The 17986-nt window shown below is 57.3% G+C and carries 32 protein-coding genes; 29 read left to right on the forward strand and 3 right to left on the reverse strand.

All coding sequences use genetic code 11. The annotated features are described in order from the left end of the window. The 29 genes from NK214_RS20435 to rplQ all read left to right on the forward strand — a co-directional run. On the forward strand, positions 1-579 hold a 579-nt coding region (locus NK214_RS20435), incomplete at its 5' end, for an EF-Tu/IF-2/RF-3 family GTPase (protein ID WP_253315366.1). A 15-nt stretch (positions 580-594) separates the two neighbouring features. After that, entirely contained in the window at positions 595-906 is a 312-nt protein-coding gene (gene rpsJ / locus NK214_RS20440; RefSeq protein WP_011137734.1) for a 30S ribosomal protein S10, read from the forward strand. A 158-nt stretch (positions 907-1064) separates the two neighbouring features. Beyond that, on the forward strand, positions 1065-1709 hold the full coding sequence (gene rplC / locus NK214_RS20445; protein WP_107797928.1) for a 50S ribosomal protein L3: 645 nt from the start codon (positions 1065-1067) through the stop codon (positions 1707-1709). Continuing rightward, a complete protein-coding gene (gene rplD, locus NK214_RS20450; RefSeq protein ID WP_048413700.1) occupies positions 1709-2329 on the forward strand; it encodes a 50S ribosomal protein L4 in 621 nt (206 codons plus the stop codon). The genes rplC and rplD overlap by 1 nt, the downstream gene beginning before the upstream one ends. Next, a complete protein-coding gene (gene rplW, locus NK214_RS20455) occupies positions 2326-2634 on the forward strand; it encodes a 50S ribosomal protein L23 (protein WP_019100830.1) in 309 nt (102 codons plus the stop codon). The genes rplD and rplW overlap by 4 nt, the downstream gene beginning before the upstream one ends. An 11-nt stretch (positions 2635-2645) precedes the next feature. After that, positions 2646-3479 carry a 50S ribosomal protein L2 gene (gene rplB / locus NK214_RS20460; protein WP_231464410.1) on the forward strand — a complete coding sequence of 278 codons (834 nt, stop codon included), beginning with the start codon at positions 2646-2648 and terminating at the stop codon, positions 3477-3479. A gap of 6 nt (positions 3480-3485) precedes the next feature. Continuing rightward, a complete protein-coding gene (gene rpsS / locus NK214_RS20465) occupies positions 3486-3764 on the forward strand; it encodes a 30S ribosomal protein S19 (protein WP_019099947.1) in 279 nt (92 codons plus the stop codon). 9 nt (positions 3765-3773) lie between these two features. After that, entirely contained in the window at positions 3774-4103 is a 330-nt protein-coding gene (rplV, locus tag NK214_RS20470) for a 50S ribosomal protein L22 (protein ID WP_019099946.1), read from the forward strand. A 10-nt stretch (positions 4104-4113) separates the two neighbouring features. Then, positions 4114-4815, forward strand: coding sequence for a 30S ribosomal protein S3 (gene rpsC / locus NK214_RS20475; RefSeq protein ID WP_043594108.1), 702 nt, complete (start codon positions 4114-4116; stop codon positions 4813-4815). Continuing rightward, a complete protein-coding gene (rplP, locus tag NK214_RS20480; protein WP_019101458.1) occupies positions 4799-5215 on the forward strand; it encodes a 50S ribosomal protein L16 in 417 nt (138 codons plus the stop codon). The genes rpsC and rplP overlap by 17 nt, the downstream gene beginning before the upstream one ends. Further along, positions 5215-5403 (forward strand): 50S ribosomal protein L29, encoded by a 189-nt coding sequence (rpmC, locus tag NK214_RS20485; protein WP_011137725.1) that lies wholly within the window; start codon positions 5215-5217, stop codon positions 5401-5403. Before rplP ends, rpmC begins: the two co-directional genes overlap by 1 nt. A gap of 1 nt (position 5404) precedes the next feature. Further along, the gene (gene rpsQ, locus NK214_RS20490; RefSeq protein WP_043594104.1) at positions 5405-5668 is read left to right on the forward strand and encodes a 30S ribosomal protein S17; all 264 of its coding nucleotides are present in this window, start codon (positions 5405-5407) and stop codon (positions 5666-5668) included. Between the two features lie 203 nt (positions 5669-5871). After that, positions 5872-6240, forward strand: coding sequence for a 50S ribosomal protein L14 (rplN, locus tag NK214_RS20495; RefSeq protein WP_019104491.1), 369 nt, complete (start codon positions 5872-5874; stop codon positions 6238-6240). A 9-nt stretch (positions 6241-6249) separates the two neighbouring features. Further along, a complete protein-coding gene (gene rplX / locus NK214_RS20500) occupies positions 6250-6564 on the forward strand; it encodes a 50S ribosomal protein L24 (protein ID WP_048413703.1) in 315 nt (104 codons plus the stop codon). Positions 6565-6574: 10 nt separating this feature from the next. Next, a complete protein-coding gene (rplE, locus tag NK214_RS20505) occupies positions 6575-7114 on the forward strand; it encodes a 50S ribosomal protein L5 (protein WP_019104493.1) in 540 nt (179 codons plus the stop codon). A gap of 4 nt (positions 7115-7118) precedes the next feature. Further along, a complete protein-coding gene (gene rpsN, locus NK214_RS20510; RefSeq protein WP_081546296.1) occupies positions 7119-7424 on the forward strand; it encodes a 30S ribosomal protein S14 in 306 nt (101 codons plus the stop codon). Positions 7425-7438: 14 nt separating this feature from the next. Then, positions 7439-7834, forward strand: a complete 396-nt coding sequence (gene rpsH / locus NK214_RS20515) for a 30S ribosomal protein S8 (protein ID WP_019104495.1) — start codon at positions 7439-7441, stop codon at positions 7832-7834. Between the two features lie 9 nt (positions 7835-7843). Continuing rightward, positions 7844-8377, forward strand: coding sequence for a 50S ribosomal protein L6 (gene rplF, locus NK214_RS20520; protein WP_019104496.1), 534 nt, complete (start codon positions 7844-7846; stop codon positions 8375-8377). A 13-nt stretch (positions 8378-8390) separates the two neighbouring features. Further along, on the forward strand, positions 8391-8744 hold the full coding sequence (rplR, locus tag NK214_RS20525) for a 50S ribosomal protein L18 (protein ID WP_048411919.1): 354 nt from the start codon (positions 8391-8393) through the stop codon (positions 8742-8744). Between the two features lie 13 nt (positions 8745-8757). Further along, on the forward strand, positions 8758-9276 hold the full coding sequence (gene rpsE / locus NK214_RS20530; protein ID WP_043594101.1) for a 30S ribosomal protein S5: 519 nt from the start codon (positions 8758-8760) through the stop codon (positions 9274-9276). After that, the gene (gene rpmD / locus NK214_RS20535) at positions 9269-9454 is read left to right on the forward strand and encodes a 50S ribosomal protein L30 (protein WP_011137715.1); all 186 of its coding nucleotides are present in this window, start codon (positions 9269-9271) and stop codon (positions 9452-9454) included. The genes rpsE and rpmD overlap by 8 nt, the downstream gene beginning before the upstream one ends. Before the next feature lie 3 nt (positions 9455-9457). Beyond that, positions 9458-9889 carry a 50S ribosomal protein L15 gene (gene rplO, locus NK214_RS20540; RefSeq protein WP_048413704.1) on the forward strand — a complete coding sequence of 144 codons (432 nt, stop codon included), beginning with the start codon at positions 9458-9460 and terminating at the stop codon, positions 9887-9889. 11 nt (positions 9890-9900) lie between these two features. Beyond that, the gene (secY, locus tag NK214_RS20545; RefSeq protein ID WP_039755684.1) at positions 9901-11220 is read left to right on the forward strand and encodes a preprotein translocase subunit SecY; all 1320 of its coding nucleotides are present in this window, start codon (positions 9901-9903) and stop codon (positions 11218-11220) included. Between the two features lie 263 nt (positions 11221-11483). Further along, entirely contained in the window at positions 11484-11597 is a 114-nt protein-coding gene (gene rpmJ / locus NK214_RS20550; protein ID WP_011137711.1) for a 50S ribosomal protein L36, read from the forward strand. A gap of 70 nt (positions 11598-11667) precedes the next feature. Next, positions 11668-12030, forward strand: a complete 363-nt coding sequence (gene rpsM / locus NK214_RS20555) for a 30S ribosomal protein S13 (protein ID WP_048411917.1) — start codon at positions 11668-11670, stop codon at positions 12028-12030. A 19-nt stretch (positions 12031-12049) separates the two neighbouring features. Continuing rightward, the gene (gene rpsK / locus NK214_RS20560; protein ID WP_008955659.1) at positions 12050-12445 is read left to right on the forward strand and encodes a 30S ribosomal protein S11; all 396 of its coding nucleotides are present in this window, start codon (positions 12050-12052) and stop codon (positions 12443-12445) included. A gap of 18 nt (positions 12446-12463) precedes the next feature. Continuing rightward, a complete protein-coding gene (rpsD, locus tag NK214_RS20565; protein WP_043594097.1) occupies positions 12464-13084 on the forward strand; it encodes a 30S ribosomal protein S4 in 621 nt (206 codons plus the stop codon). 23 nt (positions 13085-13107) lie between these two features. Then, positions 13108-14091, forward strand: a complete 984-nt coding sequence (rpoA, locus tag NK214_RS20570; protein ID WP_039755788.1) for a DNA-directed RNA polymerase subunit alpha — start codon at positions 13108-13110, stop codon at positions 14089-14091. Positions 14092-14116: 25 nt separating this feature from the next. Beyond that, on the forward strand, positions 14117-14512 hold the full coding sequence (gene rplQ, locus NK214_RS20575; protein WP_048411916.1) for a 50S ribosomal protein L17: 396 nt from the start codon (positions 14117-14119) through the stop codon (positions 14510-14512). 112 nt (positions 14513-14624) lie between these two features. On the opposite strand, the gene NK214_RS20580 is transcribed toward rplQ, so the two are convergent. From NK214_RS20580 to NK214_RS20590, 3 genes are read right to left on the reverse strand one after another with little or no spacing between them, the layout of a single operon-like run. Beyond that, positions 14625-15536 carry a glutaminase gene (locus NK214_RS20580; RefSeq protein WP_253315367.1) on the reverse strand — a complete coding sequence of 304 codons (912 nt, stop codon included), beginning with the start codon at positions 15534-15536 and terminating at the stop codon, positions 14625-14627. A gap of 52 nt (positions 15537-15588) precedes the next feature. Further along, complete coding sequence (locus tag NK214_RS20585) at positions 15589-16386, reverse strand: MOSC domain-containing protein (protein ID WP_107797931.1); 798 nt, start codon at positions 16384-16386, stop codon at positions 15589-15591. Between the two features lie 35 nt (positions 16387-16421). Further along, positions 16422-17819, reverse strand: coding sequence for a PLP-dependent aminotransferase family protein (locus tag NK214_RS20590; protein ID WP_371926301.1), 1398 nt, complete (start codon positions 17817-17819; stop codon positions 16422-16424). Positions 17820-17986: the final 167 nt, after the last annotated feature.

The following is a 17986-nucleotide window of genomic DNA, read 5'->3' on the forward strand; positions in this document are numbered from 1 at the left end:
CCGGAACGCGCCATCGACAAGCCGTTCCTGCTGCCGATCGAAGACGTGTTCTCGATCTCCGGCCGCGGCACCGTGGTGACCGGTCGCGTGGAGCGCGGCATTGTTAAAGTCGGCGAAGAGCTGGAAATCGTGGGCCTGAAGGCTACCGCGAAGACCACTTGCACCGGCGTGGAAATGTTCCGCAAGCTGCTGGACCAAGGTCAGGCAGGCGACAACGTTGGCGTGCTGCTGCGCGGCACCAAGCGTGAAGATGTTGAGCGTGGCCAGGTACTGGCTAAGCCGGGCAGCATCACCCCGCACACCAAGTTCGGCGCTTCGGTATACGTACTGAGCAAAGACGAAGGTGGTCGTCACACCCCGTTCTTCGCGAACTACCGTCCGCAGTTCTACTTCCGTACCACCGACGTAACGGGCGCCGTTACCCTGTCGGAAGGCGTGGAAATGGTAATGCCGGGCGACAACGTGGAAATCACTGTTGAGCTGATCGCCCCGATCGCCATGGAAGAAGGTCTGCGTTTCGCCATCCGTGAAGGCGGTCGTACCGTCGGCGCCGGCGTTGTTGCCAAGATCATCGCTTAAGGATCGGAGAATCTAATGTCTAGCCAGAAAATCCGCATCCGCCTGAAGGCTTTCGATTACAACCTGATCGATCGCTCCGCTCAGGAAATCGTTGAAACCGCCAAGCGCACCGGCGCCGTTGTTAAAGGCCCGGTTCCGCTGCCGACCAAGATCGAGCGTTTCAACGTGCTGCGTTCCCCGCACGTGAACAAGACTTCCCGCGATCAGCTGGAAATCCGCACTCACCTGCGTCTGATGGACATCGTGGATCCGACCGACAAGACCGTCGATGCTTTGATGAAGCTCGACCTGCCGGCCGGTGTGGATGTGGAAATCAAGCTGCAGTAATCGCTTAAGTTCAAGGGTTTGCGAGCTAAGTTCTTGCGATTCTTGAATTTTCTGTGATACATTAGCGGACTCGCCATTTTGGCGAGTCCGTTTTTGTTTTTTCTGTCGTGTTTTTTATGCCGGTCAATCGTAATCGGCGCCTGAAAAAGGAAATAAACATGAGTTTAGGTCTTGTCGGTCGCAAAGTCGGCATGACCCGCATTTTTGCCGAAGATGGCGCAACCATCCCGGTAACTGTGCTGGACATGTCCGCTAACCGCGTCACGCAAATCAAAACTGCTGAAACCGACGGCTACAATGCCGTGCAGGTTACCTATGGCTCCAAAAAGGCCAGCCGTGTTGTTAAGGCTGCCGCGGGCCACTTCGCCAAGGCTGGCGTTGAAGCAGGTCTGGGTCTGGTCGAGTTTCCGCTGACCGCCTCCGATCTGTCCAACTTCAAGCCGGGCGATGCCATCGCTGTTGAGATCTTCACCGTTGGTCAACTGGTTGATGTAACCGGTACCTCCAAAGGTAAAGGCTTCTCCGGCGTGATCAAGCGTCACAACTTCTCTTCCAACCGTGCTTCCCATGGTAACTCGCGTTCGCATAACACGCCGGGTTCCATCGGTCAGGCGCAAGATCCGGGCCGCGTTTTCCCGGGTAAGCGCATGGCGGGCCAATACGGTAACGTCAAGAGCACCGTGCAGTGCCTGGAAATCGTTCGTGTCGATGCCGAGCGTCAACTGATTCTGGTTAAAGGTGCTGTTCCTGGCGCCAAGAACGGTGACGTAGTCGTTCGTCCTAGCGTGAAGGCAGGTGCGTGATGGAATTGAATGTAATCAATACCCAAGGCAAGGCTGTTGGCAGCCTGCAAGTGTCCGACTCTTTGTTCGGCCGCGAGTACAACGAAGCCCTGGTGCACCAGGTTGTTACCGCATTCCTGGCGAATGCTCGTAGCGCCAACCGCGCCCAGCTGACCCGTGCTGAAGTGAAGCACTCGACCAAGAAGCCTTTCCGTCAGAAAGGTACTGGTAACGCTCGTGCCGGTATGACTTCCACCCCGAACCGTCGTGGTGGTGGCCGTGCCTTCCCGAACAAGCCGGACGAGAACTTCACCCAGAAAGTTAACCGCAAGATGTTCCGTGCAGGCATGGCCGCGATTCTGTCGCAGCTGGTTCGCGACGAACGCCTGATCGTGGTTGACGAACTGAACGTTGAAAGCCCGAAGACCAAAGAATTCGTTGGCGCCGTTCAGCCCATGGGCCTGGAGCAGGCTTTGTTCATCACTAGCGAGCTGAGCGAAAACCTCTATCTCTCTTCGCGTAACCTGACGAACGTGCTGGTTATCGAAGCGGTTCAAGCTGACCCGTACAGCCTGTTGCGCTTCAAGAAGACCGTGATCACTCGCGATGCTGTGAAGCAACTTGAGGAGCAGTGGGCATGAACCAAGAACGTCTGTTGCAAGTAATTCTTGCTCCCATCGTTTCCGAAAAGAGCACCATGATTGCTGAGAAGAACCAGCAAATGGCGTTCCGCGTTGCTAAAGATGCGACCAAGCCGGAAATCAAGGCTGCTGTTGAAATGCTGTTCAATGTAAAAGTTGAAGGTGTTTCCACTGTCAATGTCAAGGGCAAGGTTAAGCGCTTTGGCCGTTCCATCGGTCGTCGCAGTGACTGGAAAAAGGCCTACGTTAGCCTGGTGGAAGGTCAAGAAATTGATCTGACCGCTACCCCGGCCGCAGCGGAGTAAGGAGATAGAGCATGCCTATCGTTAAGGTAAAACCGACTTCCGCGGGCCGCCGTGCCGTTGTCAAGGTAGTAAACCCTGACCTGCACAAAGGTGCTCCGCACGCCGCCCTGTTGGAAAAGAAATCTTCCACCGGTGGCCGTAATCACAATGGTCACATCACCACGCGTCATCGTGGCGGTGGCCATAAGAAGCACTACCGCATCATCGACTTCCGTCGCAACAAGGATGGCATCCCGGCTAAAGTGGAACGCATCGAATACGATCCGAACCGCACCGCCCACATCGCCCTCCTGTGCTACGCCGATGGCGAGCGTCGCTACATCATCGCCCCGCGCGGTGTGAAGGCCGGCGCCGAGCTGTTGTCCGGCGCGGAAGCTCCGATCAAGGCCGGTAACGCTCTGCCGATCCGCAACATCCCGGTGGGTACCACTATCCACTGCGTGGAAATGCAGCCTGGCAAGGGCGCCCAGATGGTTCGTTCCGCTGGTGCATCCGCAATGCTGCTGGCTCGCGAAGGCGCTTACGCTCAACTGCGTCTGCGCTCGGGCGAAATCCGCCTGGTGCATGTTGATTGCCGTGCAACTATTGGTGAAGTGGGTAACGAAGAGCACTCCCTGCGCAAGCTGGGTAAAGCTGGTGCTACCCGCTGGCGTGGTATCCGTCCGACCGTACGTGGCGTTGCCATGAACCCGGTTGACCACCCGCATGGTGGTGGTGAAGGCCGCACTGGTGAAGGCCGTGTGCCGGTTAGCCCGTGGGGTACTCCGACTAAGGGCTTCCGTACCCGCCGCAACAAGCGTACCGACAATATGATCGTACGCCGTCGCTATTCCAAAAAAGGGTAATTGACAATGGCACGTTCGCAGAAAAAAGGCCCGTTCGTTGATCTGCATCTGCTGAAAAAAGTAGATGCGGTGCGGGCAACCAGCGACAAGCGTCCGATCAAGACTTGGTCGCGTCGTTCGACCATCCTGCCGGATTTCATTGGTCTGACCATCGCTGTGCACAACGGTCGCACCCATGTGCCTGTTTATGTTTCCGAAAACATGGTCGGCCATAAACTGGGCGAATTCTCGCTGACTCGTACCTTCAAAGGCCACGCGGCCGATAAGAAGGCGAAGAAGAGATAAGGTGAAGCGATGAGAGTATCTGCAAATCTGAAAAGCGTTCGCCTGTCGGCACAAAAATGCCGCCTGGTGGCCGATCTGATCCGCGGCAAGTCCGTTGATCAGGCTCTGAATATCTTGGCCTTCTCCCCGAAGAAGGGCGCGGTAATCATCAAGAAAGTGCTGGAATCTGCCATCGCTAACGCCGAGCACAACGAAGGCGCCGACATTGACACCCTGCGTGTTACCGGCATCTTTGTTGACAAAGGCGCTAGTCTGAAGCGTTTCACTGCCCGTGCTAAGGGTCGTGGCAATCGCATCGAAAAGCAGACCTGCCACATCTCGTTGACCGTTGGCAATTAAGGGGTAAGAAATGGGTCAGAAGATTCATCCGACGGGATTCCGTCTTGCCGTTAACAAAAACTGGTCTTCCAAGTGGTTCGCGAATTCGCAGAACTTCCCGGAAATGCTGAAGCAGGATATCGAAGTTCGCGAATTCCTGAAAAAGCGTCTGGGTCACGCTTCGGTTGGCCGTGTGACCATCGAGCGCCCGGCTAAGTCCGCCCGCATCACCATCCACAGTGCCCGCCCGGGTGTTGTGATCGGTAAAAAAGGCGAAGACATCGAGCTGCTCAAGCAAGAACTGCAAAAGCGCCTGGGCGTTCCTGTGCATGTGAACATCGAAGAAGTTCGCAAGCCGGAACTGGACGCTCAAATCATCGCCGACGGCATCGCTTCCCAGCTGGAGAAGCGCGTGATGTTCCGTCGCGCCATGAAACGCGCTATGCAAAACGCAATGCGCATGGGCGCTCAAGGCATCAAGATCATGAGCTCCGGCCGTCTGAACGGTATCGACATCGCTCGTAGCGAATGGTACCGCGAAGGCCGCGTGCCGCTGCATACCCTGCGCGCAGACGTAGACTACGCAACCTCCGAAGCCAAGACCACCTACGGGATCATCGGCATCAAGGTATGGGTATACAAGGGCGAGCTCAAGCCGGGTCAAGTTCAGCCGGCTCCGGTAGCGACCGAGAAGAAATCGAGAAAGGGTGCTCGAAATGCTGCAGCCAACTAGACTCAAGTACCGTAAACAGCATAAAGGCCGCAACACGGGTATCGCTACTCGTGGCAACAAAGTGAGCTTTGGTGATTTCGGTCTGAAGGCGGTTGGTCGTGGTCGTCTGACCGCGCGCCAGATCGAAGCTGCGCGTCGCGCGATGACTCGTCACATCAAACGTGGCGGCCGCATCTGGATCCGCATCTTCCCGGACAAGCCGATCACCTCCAAGCCTGCTGAAGTTCGTATGGGCGGGGGTAAAGGCTCTCCGGAGTACTACGTGGCCGAAATCCAGCCTGGCAAGATGCTGTATGAAATGGATGGTGTTTCCGAGGAACTCGCTCGCGAAGCTTTCCGTCTGGCCGCAGCCAAGTTGCCGATCGCCACTGTGTTTGTAACTAGACAGGTAGGTCAGTAATGAAAGCGTCCGAACTGAAAGCCAAAACTGTTGACGAGCTGAAGGCGGAACTGCTTAGCCTCTTGAAGGCCCAGTTTGCTCTGCGTATGCAGCACGCCACTCAGCAACTCGCCAAGACCTCTGAACTGAAGAAAGTACGTCGCGACATCGCTCGCGTGCGCACCGTTCTGAAAGAAAAGGCAGTTTAAGATGAGCGAAACCAAAGTGGTACGTACGCTGACCGGTACCGTAGTCAGCGACAAGATGGATAAGACCGTGACCGTACTGGTCGAGCGCAAAGTAAAGCACCCGATCTACGGCAAAATTATCCGTCGTTCTAAGAAGTTCCACGCGCACGACGAGAACAACGAGTTCAAGGCCGGCGATATCGTTGTTATCAGCGAGTCCCGTCCGCTCTCGAAGACCAAGACGTGGGTGGTAACTGCCCTGGTAGAGAAATCCCGCCAGGTGTAAAGACTTGCAGGGGGCGAAAGCTCCCTGTATAATGGCCATCTTCCTACTCCTATCGAGTAGGAGTTCCGCCCTTACGGGGTCCAAAACTGGCCGTTGGATACGCCACAGTTTCTGTGGCGTTTCGTCTGTTTGGTCTTGCTCTTATGCGAGAAACCGGCAGGTGAGAGTGACGGATAAAGTTGGATTAGAAAGGTAATCATCACATGATCCAAATGCAGACCATGCTTGAGGTCGCTGACAATACAGGTGCGCGTCACGTTATGTGCATCAAGGTATTGGGCGGTTCCAAGCGTCGCTATGCAAGCGTAGGCGACATCATCAAGGTGACCATCAAGGATGCTGCTCCGCGCGGACGCGTCAAAAAAGGCGACGTTTACAACGCGGTTGTGGTTCGCACTGCCAAAGGCGTGCGTCGTCCGGATGGCTCGTTGATCAAGTTCGACGGCAATGCCGCCGTCCTGCTCAACAACAAGCTTGAGCCTATCGGCACTCGTATCTTCGGGCCTGTTACGCGTGAACTGCGTACCGAGCGCTTCATGAAGATCGTTTCGCTGGCTCCTGAAGTACTGTAAGGAGATCGCATGCGCAAAATTCGCAAGGGTGATGAAGTCGTAGTAATCACCGGCAAAGACAAAGGTAAGCGCGGCACCGTTCTGCGCGTTCTGGACGAGAAACTGGTTGTTGAAGGCGTGAATGTCGCCAAGAAACACCAGAAGCCGAATCCGGTGCGTGGCGTGGCCGGCGGCATCGTTGAAAAGACCATGCCTGTTGACGCATCGAACGTCGCCATTTTCAATCCGGCAAGCCAAAAGGCTGACCGCGTAGGCTTCAAGGTTCTTGAAGACGGCCGCAAGGTACGCGTGTTCAAGTCCAACGGCGAAGTCATTGGCGCGTAAGGAACAAAACATGGCACGTCTCTACGATTTCTACAAAGACACCGTAGTGCCTGAACTGATGAAACAGTTCGGCTACAAGTCGATCATGCAAGTCCCGCGCATTGAGAAGATCACTGTGAACATGGGTGTGGGCGAAGCTGTTGCCGATAAAAAGGTAATGGATTTCGCCGTGGGCGACCTGGAAAAGATCGCCGGCCAGAAGCCGGTTGTCACCACCGCTCGCAAATCCATCGCAGGCTTCAAGATTCGCGATCACTACCCGGTAGGTTGCAAGGTAACTCTGCGTCGCGAACGCATGTACGAGTTCCTGGACCGCCTGGTGACGATCGCGCTGCCGCGCGTTCGCGACTTCCGTGGTGTTTCCGCCAAGTCTTTCGACGGCCGCGGCAACTACAACATGGGCGTTAAAGAACAGATCATCTTCCCGGAAATCGAGTACGACAAGATCGATGCTCTGCGTGGTATGAACATTACTGTTACCACCACCGCGAAGACTGACGAAGAGGCCCGCGCTTTGCTGGCCGCGTTCAAGTTCCCGTTCAAGGGTTAAGCACATGGCAAAACTTGCACTGATTCAGCGCGAAGAGAAGCGTGTCAAGCTGGCTGCAAAATTTGCTGCCAAGCGCGAAGCCCTTATCGCGACTATCAACAATCAAAGCCTCTCGGAAGAAGAGCGCTTTGCAGCTCGCCTGCAACTGCAGCAGCTGCCGCGCAATGCTTCCCCGGTTCGCCAGCGTCGTCGCTGCGCCATCACCGGTCGTCCGCGTGGCGTATTCCGCAAATTCGGTCTGGGTCGTAACAAACTCCGTGAAATCGCTCTGAAGGGCGAGATTCCGGGGGTTGTGAAGGCCAGCTGGTAATAGGAGACACATAAATGAGCATGCACGATCCTATTTCCGATATGTTGACCCGCATCCGCAACGGCCAAATGGCTTCCAAGGTGGCAGTTTCCATGCCGTCTTCCAAGCTGAAAATTGCGCTGGCGCAGGTGTTGAAAGAAGAAGGCTACATCGAAGACTTCGCCGTTGCCGGCGAAGAGAAGAAGCCTGTTCTCGATATCCAGCTCAAGTACTATGCTGGCCGTCCGGTGATTGAGCGCATTGACCGCGTCTCCCGCCCTGGCCTGCGTGTGTACAAGGGCTCCACCGAAATCCCGAAAGTCATGAATGGCTTGGGCGTGGCTATCCTGTCCACCTCCAAAGGCGTTATGACTGATCGCAAAGCGCGCGCGGCCGGCATCGGCGGCGAGTTGCTGTGCGTCGTGGCTTAAGGGGGTCAAATGTCTCGCGTAGCTAAGAATCCCGTAGTCATCCCGGCTGGCGTCGAAGTGAAGTTCGGCGCTGCAGAAGTGACTGTTAAGGGCGCCCTGGGCTCCCTGAGCACCGCTCTGTGCGAAGAGGTAGATGTCAAGCTGGACAACGGCCAACTGACATTCGCCGCCAAGAACGACAGCAAATTCGCTCGTGCCATGTCCGGCACCCTGCGCGCGCTGCTGAACAATATGGTGACCGGCGTGTCCAAAGGCTTCGAGAAGAAGCTGCAGCTGGTAGGCGTGGGCTATCGTGCCCAGGCTCAAGGCGACACCCTGAACCTGTCTCTGGGTTTCTCCCACCCGGTGGCTCATCAAATGCCTGAAGGCGTTAAAGCTGAGACCCCGAGTCAGACCGAGATCCTGATCAAAGGCGCTGACAAACAGCGCGTTGGCCAGGTGGCTGCCGAAATCCGCGCTTACCGCGCTCCTGAGCCGTACAAAGGCAAGGGCGTTCGTTACGCTGATGAGGTTGTGGTTCTGAAAGAAACCAAGAAGAAGTAACTGAGGCACTGATATGGACAAGAAACAAGCTCGACTCCGCCGCGCACGTAAAACCCGTGCCCGGATCGCGGAGCTCAAGATGGTGCGTCTCACTGTGTATCGCACCAATAGCCACATTTATGCCCAGATCGTTGATGAGACCGGCAGCAAAGTACTGGCCAGCGCTTCTTCGCTGGAAGCCGACGTGCGCGCTGATCTCAAAAATGGCGGCAACGTGGCAACTGCAGCCGTGATCGGCAAGCGCATTGCTGAAAAAGCAAAAGCTGCTGGCATCGAGAAAGTTGCTTTCGACCGCTCTGGTTTCAAATACCACGGTCGTATGAAAGCGCTGGCTGACGCCGCTCGCGAACACGGTCTCGTATTCTAATTCGGAGTGAAGAATGGCTAAACACGAAACGGAAGATCGTGGCGACGGTCTGGTCGAGAAAATGATCAGCGTCAACCGCGTCACCAAAGTGGTTAAAGGCGGCCGTATCATGGCTTTCTCCGCCTTGACCGTGGTTGGTGATGGCGATGGCGGAATCGGCATGGGTAAGGGCCGTTCCAAGGAAGTTCCGGTTGCCGTACAAAAGGCAATGGAACAAGCTCGCCACAACATGGTTAAGGTCCCGTTGAAAAACGGCACTTTCCACCACACTGTGGTTGGCAAGCACGGCGCTACTACTGTATTCATCCAGCCCGCTAAAGAAGGTACCGGTGTGAAAGCCGGCGGCCCGATGCGCGCTATCTTTGATGCTATGGGTGTTCATAACGTCTCGGCGAAAATTCATGGTTCCACCAACCCGTACAACGTGGTGCGTGCAACTCTGGATGGTCTGAGCAACATCAACACCCCGGCGCAAATCGCCTCCAAGCGTGGCCTGAGCGTCGAGGACATCCTGGGGGTGAGCCATGAGTAACGCCAAGACTGTAAAGGTCACTCTGGTAAAGAGCCTGATCGGTCGCCTGGAGTCTCACAAGGCTTGCGCCCGTGGTCTGGGTCTGAAGAAGATTCGCCAGACTGTTGAAGTGCTCGATACCCCTGAAAACCGTGGCATGATCAACAAGATCAGCTACTTGTTGAAATTCGAGGGCTAAGAGATGCTGCTGAACACTGTACAGCCGGGTGCCGGCGCCAAGCATGCCAAGCGCCGTGTAGGCCGTGGCATCGGCAGCGGCCTGGGCAAGACTTGTGGCCGCGGTCACAAAGGTCAGAAGAGCCGTGCAGGTGGTTTCCACAAGGTTGGTTTCGAAGGCGGTCAAATGCCGCTGCAACGTCGTCTGCCGAAGCGCGGCTTCAAGTCGCTGAACGCAGGCAAGGTTGCCGAGATTCGCCTGTCTGAACTGAACCTGCTGCCGGTTGATGAAATCGACCTGCTCTCTCTCAAGCAAGCTGGTCTGGCTTCCATCCAGGTGACTTCCGCCAAGGTGGTGCTGTCCGGCAAGATTGAGCGCGCAGTAAAACTGCGCGGCGTTGGCGTAACTGCCGGCGCTCGCGCCGCCATCGAAGCTGCCGGCGGCAGCGTAGAATAAGGCAATAATCTGTGGCGAATACTTCTCTAGTGGCAAATGCCAATAAGTTTGGTGATCTCAAGCGTCGAATCTGGTTCCTGATTGGTGCCCTGATCGTTTATCGCATCGGTGCCCACATTCCGGTTCCGGGTATCAACCCTGCCGAGCTAGCGAAGTTGTTCCACTCATCGCAGACGGGCCTGCTCGACATGTTCAACATGTTCTCGGGCGGTGCCCTCTCGAGGTTTACGGTGTTTGCCATCGGCATCATGCCGTACATCTCCGCCTCCATCATTCTTCAGCTTGCCTCCGAGGTTCTTCCGAGCCTCAAGCAGCTGAAGAAGGAGGGCGATGCGGGACGTCGTAAGATAACCCAGTACACACGTTACGCCACCGTTTTGCTCGCGACTTTCCAAAGTTTCGGCATTGCGGTGATGCTGTACAAGCAGCCTAACCTGGTGGTGACTCCGCAGTGGGAGTTCTACCTGACGACAGTCGTATCGCTGGTAACCGGCACCATGTTCCTCATGTGGCTGGGCGAGCAGATCACCGAGCGCGGAATTGGCAACGGTATTTCGTTGATCATCTGCGCGGGTATCGCCGCAGGCGTTCCGGCTGCGATCGGCAAGACCTTGACTCTGACCAGTCAGGGTTCTTTGCCCATCCTGTTTGCCGTCGTGTTGTTTGTCGGAGTGATCGTAGTGACTTATGTGGTGGTGTACGCCGAGCGCGGCCAACGCAAAGTCCTGGTGAACTACGCCAAGCGGCAGGTAGGCAATCGCGTCATGCAGGGCCAGAGCACGCATCTGCCGCTCAAGCTCAACATGGCGGGGGTGATTCCGCCGATTTTCGCGTCCAGCATCATCCTGTTCCCGGCCACCGTTCTCGGTTGGTTTGGCCAGGGCGAGCACATGGGCTGGTTGAAGGGCATTGCAGACAAACTGCATCCCGGTCAGCCGATCTATGTGCTGCTGTATGCGGCGGCCATCGTCTTCTTCTGCTATTTCTACACGGCGTTGGTATTCAACCCGAAGGAAACGGCTGACAACTTGAAGAAGAGCGGTGCCTTCATCCCGGGTATTCGTCCAGGTGAGCAGACTTCCCGATACATCGAGAAGATCATTCTGCGGCTGACGCTGATTGGTGCGATCTACATCACACTGGTCTGCTTGCTGCCGGAATTCCTGATCTTGAAGTGGAACGTACCGTTCTACTTCGGCGGCACCTCGCTGCTGATCATCGTGGTGGTTACCATGGATTTCATGGCGCAGGTACAGTCTTACGTGCTGTCGCATCAGTACGAGAGCTTGCTGAAGAAGGCCAACTTCAAAGGCAACGCGCTCACGCGCTGACAACTTGAGCTCACGCTGGGTTATTGGCTAAGGAAGACACCATCCAGATGCAGTGCGAAATTCCGAAGTTCGCTTCGGAGTTTTGCTTGTGAATGGACACGTGGTAACCGGGCACTTCAGACGGGGTGCGATTGCGAAGGCATTCGCATCCAATCTGACGGCGGTTTGGGGCGAGGGGAATCCCCCCGCGGTCCTGCCTGTCCCGGATAGTGTTCCGTGCGAAATAACGCACTTGCTCTTTTAGAGGATTGAAAGGAACTGACATGCGAGTACAGCCTTCGGTAAAGAAGATTTGCCGCAACTGCAAAATCATTCGTCGCAATCGCGTAGTTCGCGTGATTTGCACGGATCCGCGTCACAAGCAAAAACAAGGCTAACATTTGTTAGACCTGGATTTGCGTGTTACAATCGCAAACTTTTCAAGGTCTTAAGGCTTAAGGAAAGAGTATGGCCCGTATTGCAGGGGTAAACATCCCCAATCATGCGCATGCCGTTATCGGCCTGCAGGCAATTTTTGGCATCGGTCAGACTCGCGCCCAGCAGATTTGTGCTGCTGCCAGCGTGAACCCTTCCACGAAAGTGAAGGATCTGACGGACGCCGAGATGGAAACTCTGCGTGACGAAGTCGCCAAGTTCACCGTTGAAGGTGATCTGCGCCGCGAAGTCACCATGAGCATCAAGCGTCTGATGGACATGGGCTGCTATCGCGGCTTCCGCCATCGTCGTGGCCTGCCGTGCCGCGGTCAGCGCACTCGCACTAACGCTCGTACCCGCAAGGGACCGCGTAAGGCGATCGCCGGCAAGAAGTAATCAATAGGAACAACAGATAATGGCTAAAGCAAACACAGCAGTTCGTGTACGCAAGAAAGTGCGCAAGTCTGTTAGCGAAGGTATCGTGCACGTGCACGCTTCGTTCAACAACACCATCATCACGATCACCGACCGTCAAGGCAATGCATTGTCTTGGGCTACCTCTGGCGGCGCTGGTTTCAAGGGCTCGCGCAAGAGTACACCCTTTGCTGCTCAAGTAGCAGCAGAGCACGCTGGTAAAGTTGCCCAAGAATACGGTGTGAAGAACCTCGAAGTTCGTATCAAGGGCCCGGGTCCGGGTCGTGAATCCGCTGTTCGCGCACTCAACGCGCTGGGTTTCAAGATCACCAGCATCTCCGACGTGACGCCGGTACCGCACAACGGTTGCCGTCCGCCCAAAAAACGTCGTATCTAATTCGGAGAGTGTGAGAACATGGCACGTTATATCGGCCCTAAGTGCAAACTCGCTCGTCGTGAAGGCACCGACCTTTTCCTGAAGAGCGCACGTCGTGCACTGGATTCCAAGTGCAAACTGGATAGCCCTCCGGGCCAGCATGGCGCTCGTAAGAGCCGCCTGTCTGACTACGGTGTGCAACTGCGTGAAAAGCAGAAAATCCGTCGTATTTACGGTGTACTCGAGCGTCAGTTCCGCAATTACTTTGCGGAAGCTGTGCGTCGCAAAGGCTCCACGGGTGAAAACCTGCTGAAGCTGCTCGAGGCCCGCCTGGACAACGTTGTATATCGCATGGGCTTTGGCTCCACTCGCGCCGAAGCGCGCCAGCTGGTTAGCCACAAGGCTATCGTTGTGAACGGCCAGGTTGTGAACATTCCGTCCTACCAGGTTAAAGCCGGTGACGTAGTGTCCGTCCGTGAAAAAGCCAAGAAACAGGCCCGTATCGTAGAAGGTCTGGCTCTGGCCGAGCAGGGTGGTTTCCCGTCTTGGGTCCTGGTTGACTCCAAGAAAATGGAAGGCACTTTCAAATCCGCTCCGGAACGTTCCGAACTGTCTAGCGATATCAACGAACAACTCGTTGTGGAATTCTACTCCAAGTAATCGCTAGCTCTTAGGGAATGACTATGCAAAACAGCGCTTCGGAATTTCTGAAACCTCGTCTTATCGACGTTCAGCCGGTTTCCGCCACTCACGCTCGTGTGTCGATGGAGCCGTTCGAGCGCGGCTACGCTCATACTCTGGGTAACTCGCTGCGCCGGATTCTGCTGTCGTCGATGCCGGGCTATGCTCCGACCGAAGTGACTATCGCTGGCGTTTTGCATGAGTATTCCGCACTTGATGGCGTGCGCGAGGATGTCGTTGACATCCTCCTCAACCTCAAGGGCGTAGTGCTTAAGCTGCATGGTCGTGACAGTGTCGTTCTGTCCTTGAAAAAGGACGGCGAAGGCGCTGTCTTGGCTGGCGATATCGAACTGCCGCACGATGTGGAAGTGATCAATCCGGACCACGTGATTTGTCACATCTCCTCTGGCGGTAAGATCGACATGGAGATCAAGATCGAAAAAGGCCGCGGCTATCAGCCGGTGTCGGTTCGATCCAATCATGAAGACAACCGTTCCATCGGTACCATTCAACTGGACGCTTCCTTCTCGCCGGTTCGCCGCGTGAGCTTTGCTGTGGAAAGCGCCCGTGTTGAGCAGCGTACCGACCTCGACCGCCTGGTGCTCGATATCGAGACCAACGGCGTAATCGAGCCGGAACAGGCAGTGCGCAACGCTGCCCGTATTCTGATGGATCAACTGTCGATCTTTGCCGATCTCCAAGGCACAGCGGTTGAAGAAGTCGTTGAAAAGGCGCCGCCGATCGATCCGATCCTGCTGCGTCCGGTAGACGATCTTGAACTGACGGTTCGTTCGGCCAACTGCCTGAAAGCTGAGAACATTTATTACATCGGCGATCTGATCCAGCGTACTGAAACCGAGCTTCTGAAGACTCCGAACCTCGGCCGCAAGTCGCTGAACGAGATCAAGGAAGTTCTCGCTTCCAAAGGCCTGACTCTCGGGATGAAACTCGAGAACTGGCCGCCTGCTGGCCTCGAAAAGCCGTAAGGTTTGAGATAAAAGGACATTAACAATGCGTCATCGTTACAGTAATCGTAAACTGAACCGCACGACCAGCCATCGTCTGGCGATGCTGCGTAACATGGCCAACTCGCTGCTGAAGCACGAAGTGATCGTGACCACGCTGCCGAAAGCCAAGGAACTGCGTCGTGTGGCCGAGCCGTTGATCACGCTCGGCAAAAAGCCGTCTCTCGCCAACCGTCGTCTGGCGTTTGACCGCACTCGTGACCGCGATATCGTGGTTAAACTCTTCGACGTGCTCGGCCCGCGCTTCTCCGCCCGCAACGGCGGCTATGTGCGTATCCTGAAGTACGGTTTCCGCAAGGGCGACAACGCCCCGATGGCTCTGGTAGAGCTGGTGGACCGTCCGGAAGATGCCGTAGCGGTTGAAGACAACTCCGCCGAGTAATCGACGAAGTTGAGGAAAAAGCCAGGCGCAAGCCTGGCTTTTTTCATTGCCGTAAAAGAAAAAACCCGCCTCGAGCGGGTTTTTCTTTGTGGGCTTTTATAAAGGCGCGCGCTTAAAAAATCGATAAGCCGGTACGCGTGGTGAAGCGATCCAGCGCTTCCAGGCCCAGCACCGAGTTGCCTTTGCCGTCCAGTTCCGGGCTCCATACGGCGATGCTCATCTTGCCGGGAATGATGGCGAGCATGCCGCCGCCGACCCCGCTTTTCACCGGCAGGCCCACGCGGTAGGCGAATTCGCCGGCGGCGTCGTAAGTGCCGCAGGTCAGCATCACCGCGTTGATCTGCTTGGCCTGGCTGCGGCTCAGCGATTGCCGGCCGTCGCGGGTAATGCCGTGGTTGGCGAGAAAGAGCCCGGCATTGGCCAGTTCCACGCAGTTCATCGAGATGCTGCAGCTGTTGAAGTATTGCTGCAGCACGGTCTCCACCTCGTTGTCGAGGTTGTCGTAGCTTTTCATGAAGTGGGCCAGCGCCGCGTTGCGGTGGCCGTGGGCGCGTTCGGATTCGGCGACGCGGGCGTTGCCGCACAAGGTGGCGTTGCCGGACTCCTGCCGCAGGCGGGCCAGCAGCGCGCCGTGGGCGTCTTCAAAATGGCTGACGGCGCGGTCGGTCACCACGAGGGCGCCTGCGTTGATGAAGGGATTGCGCGGCACGCCGTCCTCGTACTCCAGCTGCACCAGCGAGTTGAACGGGTTGCCGGACGGCTCCTTGCCGACATGGCTCCACAGGGCGTCGCCGTCCGCCTCCAGCGTCAGCGCCAGCATGAAGGCCTTGGAAATGCTCTGGATGGAGAAGGGGACGGCGGCGTCTCCGCAGCGGTAGTGCCGGCCGTCCAGAGTGGTGACGGCCATGCCGAACTGGCGGGGCGGCACTTCGGCCAGCGCCGGGATGTAATCGGCGACGCGGCCCTGGCCGTAATAGGCGAGGACTTCGCCGTGGATTTGATCGAGTAGGTCTTGCAGATTCATTAATCTATTTAGCATAAAGCGGTAAAAACGCCGGCGGACCGGCGTTGGACAATCAGAACTCGTAGCGGGTTTCCAGCACGCTGAACTCGGCGCCCAATTCCAGCAAGCCTTCATTACGCGGCACCAGGTTGACGCCGAAGCAGACGCCTTCCGGCAAGGTGCGAATGCTGACCAGGGTGCGCAGCGGCTGCTGTTCCGGCGATTTGATCCCGGTATCCGGATCCACCGTGGTCAGCACGCAGCGCGAGCAGGGCTTGGCGACGTCGAACACCACCTCGCCGATCTGGACCACCTTCCAATCGTCCTCTTCCCAGGCGTAATCGCCGCTGACCACCAGATTGGGGCGGAAGTGGCGCAGCGATACCGGCTGGTCCAGCTCGTCGTTGAGCGCGTCCAGCGAGGCCTGGTTCACCAGCAGATAGGGGTAGCCGTCGGCGAAGGACATCGCGTGCTCGCTGTCCTTCAGTCGGCGATTGGAGCGCATGCCCAGCCACAGCAACTGGCAGGGCTCGCCCAGCACCTCGCTGAACCAGAGATCGACGGCGGCGTCGCCGTGATAGGCGGCGAAGTTGTCCTTCCATACCGTAGCCGGCGCTTCTTGCTGGTATTGGGTGCTCATCGCCAGCACCGGCGCCTTGCCCGGAAATTTGAACAGCGCGCCGCCGGGAATCAGGTCCACCTCCACGCGCACCAGCTGCGGGTGGGAGCGGGCGGTGAAGAAGCGGCCGTTGTCGCCGGCCAGCAGCCATTCGCGGTCGTGCAGCAAGCCCTGCTTGCCGGCGAAGGCGCGGCTGTAGGACAGGCCGCGACAGGATTTCAACGGATGGACGAACATTTCGACAAGTTGCATGGAGGGCTCCGCTAAGCTGTGGTCAGGGCATGGTATCACTGCGGCGGGCAACTCAGAAAATCCCACAGCCTACGATCCTGGCTGAAAGCGACGTTGAAGCGCAGCCAATCCGAGGGCATGCCGTAGGCGCGGAACAGATGGCCGGGCGCGAGCAGGATTTTGTGTTGCTGGGCCTGCTCGGCCAAGCGTCTGGCGTCCAGCTCCCCGGGCGGGCGCGCCAGCAGAAACAGGCCGTTGGACGGCCGCGCGAACAACTGCCAGCCGTGTTCCAGAAACAGCTGCTGGCATTGGGCCTGAGCCTCGGACAAGCGCGCGCGCAGCCGTTCCAGTTGGCGGCGGTAGCGGCCCTCGGACACCAGTTCCAGCGCCAGCCTCTCGTTCAATTCCGGCGAGGTCAGTCCGGACATCATCTTGTAATGGACGATGCGTTCGAGCAGATCGGACGGGCCGCATAGATAGCCGACGCGCAGTCCCGGCGACAGCGATTTGGAGAAGCTGTCGATGTAGAGCACGCGTTTGAGGCCGTCCAGCGCCGCCAGCGCGGGTTGGCGGCCGCCGGCGAAGTCCGCGGACACATTGTCCTCCACGATCAGGAAATCGTGCTCCTCGGCCAGGCGCAGCACCTGGTGGGCGACCGACGGCGAGTAGCTGGCACCGGTGGGGTTTTGCAGCCAGGGATTGGTGAAGAAGGCGCGCGGCCGATGCTGGAGCAGCAGCGCGCGCAGATGTTCCAAGTCGGGGCCGTACTCGGTCCAGGGCACCGGCACCAGCTTGAACTCGCGAAACGCCAGGCAGGACAGCAGATTGCAATAGCCGGGATCGTCCACCAGCACGGTGTCCCCGGCCTGCAGCAGCGCGCAGGCGGCCATGTCCAGCGCGCGGCTGGCGCCCTGGGTCAGCGCGATGTCGTCGGCTCGGGCGGGGATGCCGCGTTCGGCCAGCCGGTCCGCCAAATGCTCACGCAAGGGCAGAAAGCCCTTGGGGTCGCCGTAGCCGGGCGCGGCGACGGCGTCGCGGGCCAGCTGCCGCAGCGCTTTTTGCTGGGCCTCGGCGTCGTACCAGTGCGAGGGCAGCCAGCCGCAGCCCGCGAACAGGGTGTTGGCGTCCTGCTGGTAAATCTTGCGCAGCAGCCAGTATTCGTCCACCGGCCAGACGCGCGGCGCGGCGGGCAGATCGGGCGGCCGGCTTTCCCGCCTTCCCTCCACGTAAAAGCCGGAGCCCGGCCGCGCCGCCAGATAGCCCAAGGTCACCAGCCTATCGTAGGCCTCGACCACGGTGAAGGGACTGACGCCCAGCTCCCCGGCCATTCTGCGAATAGATGGGATTTTTGCGCCTTTGCGCCACTGACCGCATTGAATGGCGGAAATAGCTGAATTGACTATATTTTCCACCAGGGTAATGCCTTCCGCGGGCATAAGATTCAGGCTGGCCATTGCGCGTTAATTGAGCATCATTGATATTGGGCCTGTCCGTTGAGAACAGCTTGTGATAAATATCTCGTCATAAGCCGGATGGCATGTTGCAGCCGCCAATCTGTATGTTTTTTGTTGAGCTTTGCAGGCGAAACGGCTAAGACAAGAACAGAGCCTACCGGCATCGA

Source organism: Chromobacterium sp. S0633, assembly GCF_024158805.1.
In the GTDB taxonomy this organism is placed as follows: Bacteria; Pseudomonadota; Gammaproteobacteria; order Burkholderiales; family Chromobacteriaceae; genus Chromobacterium.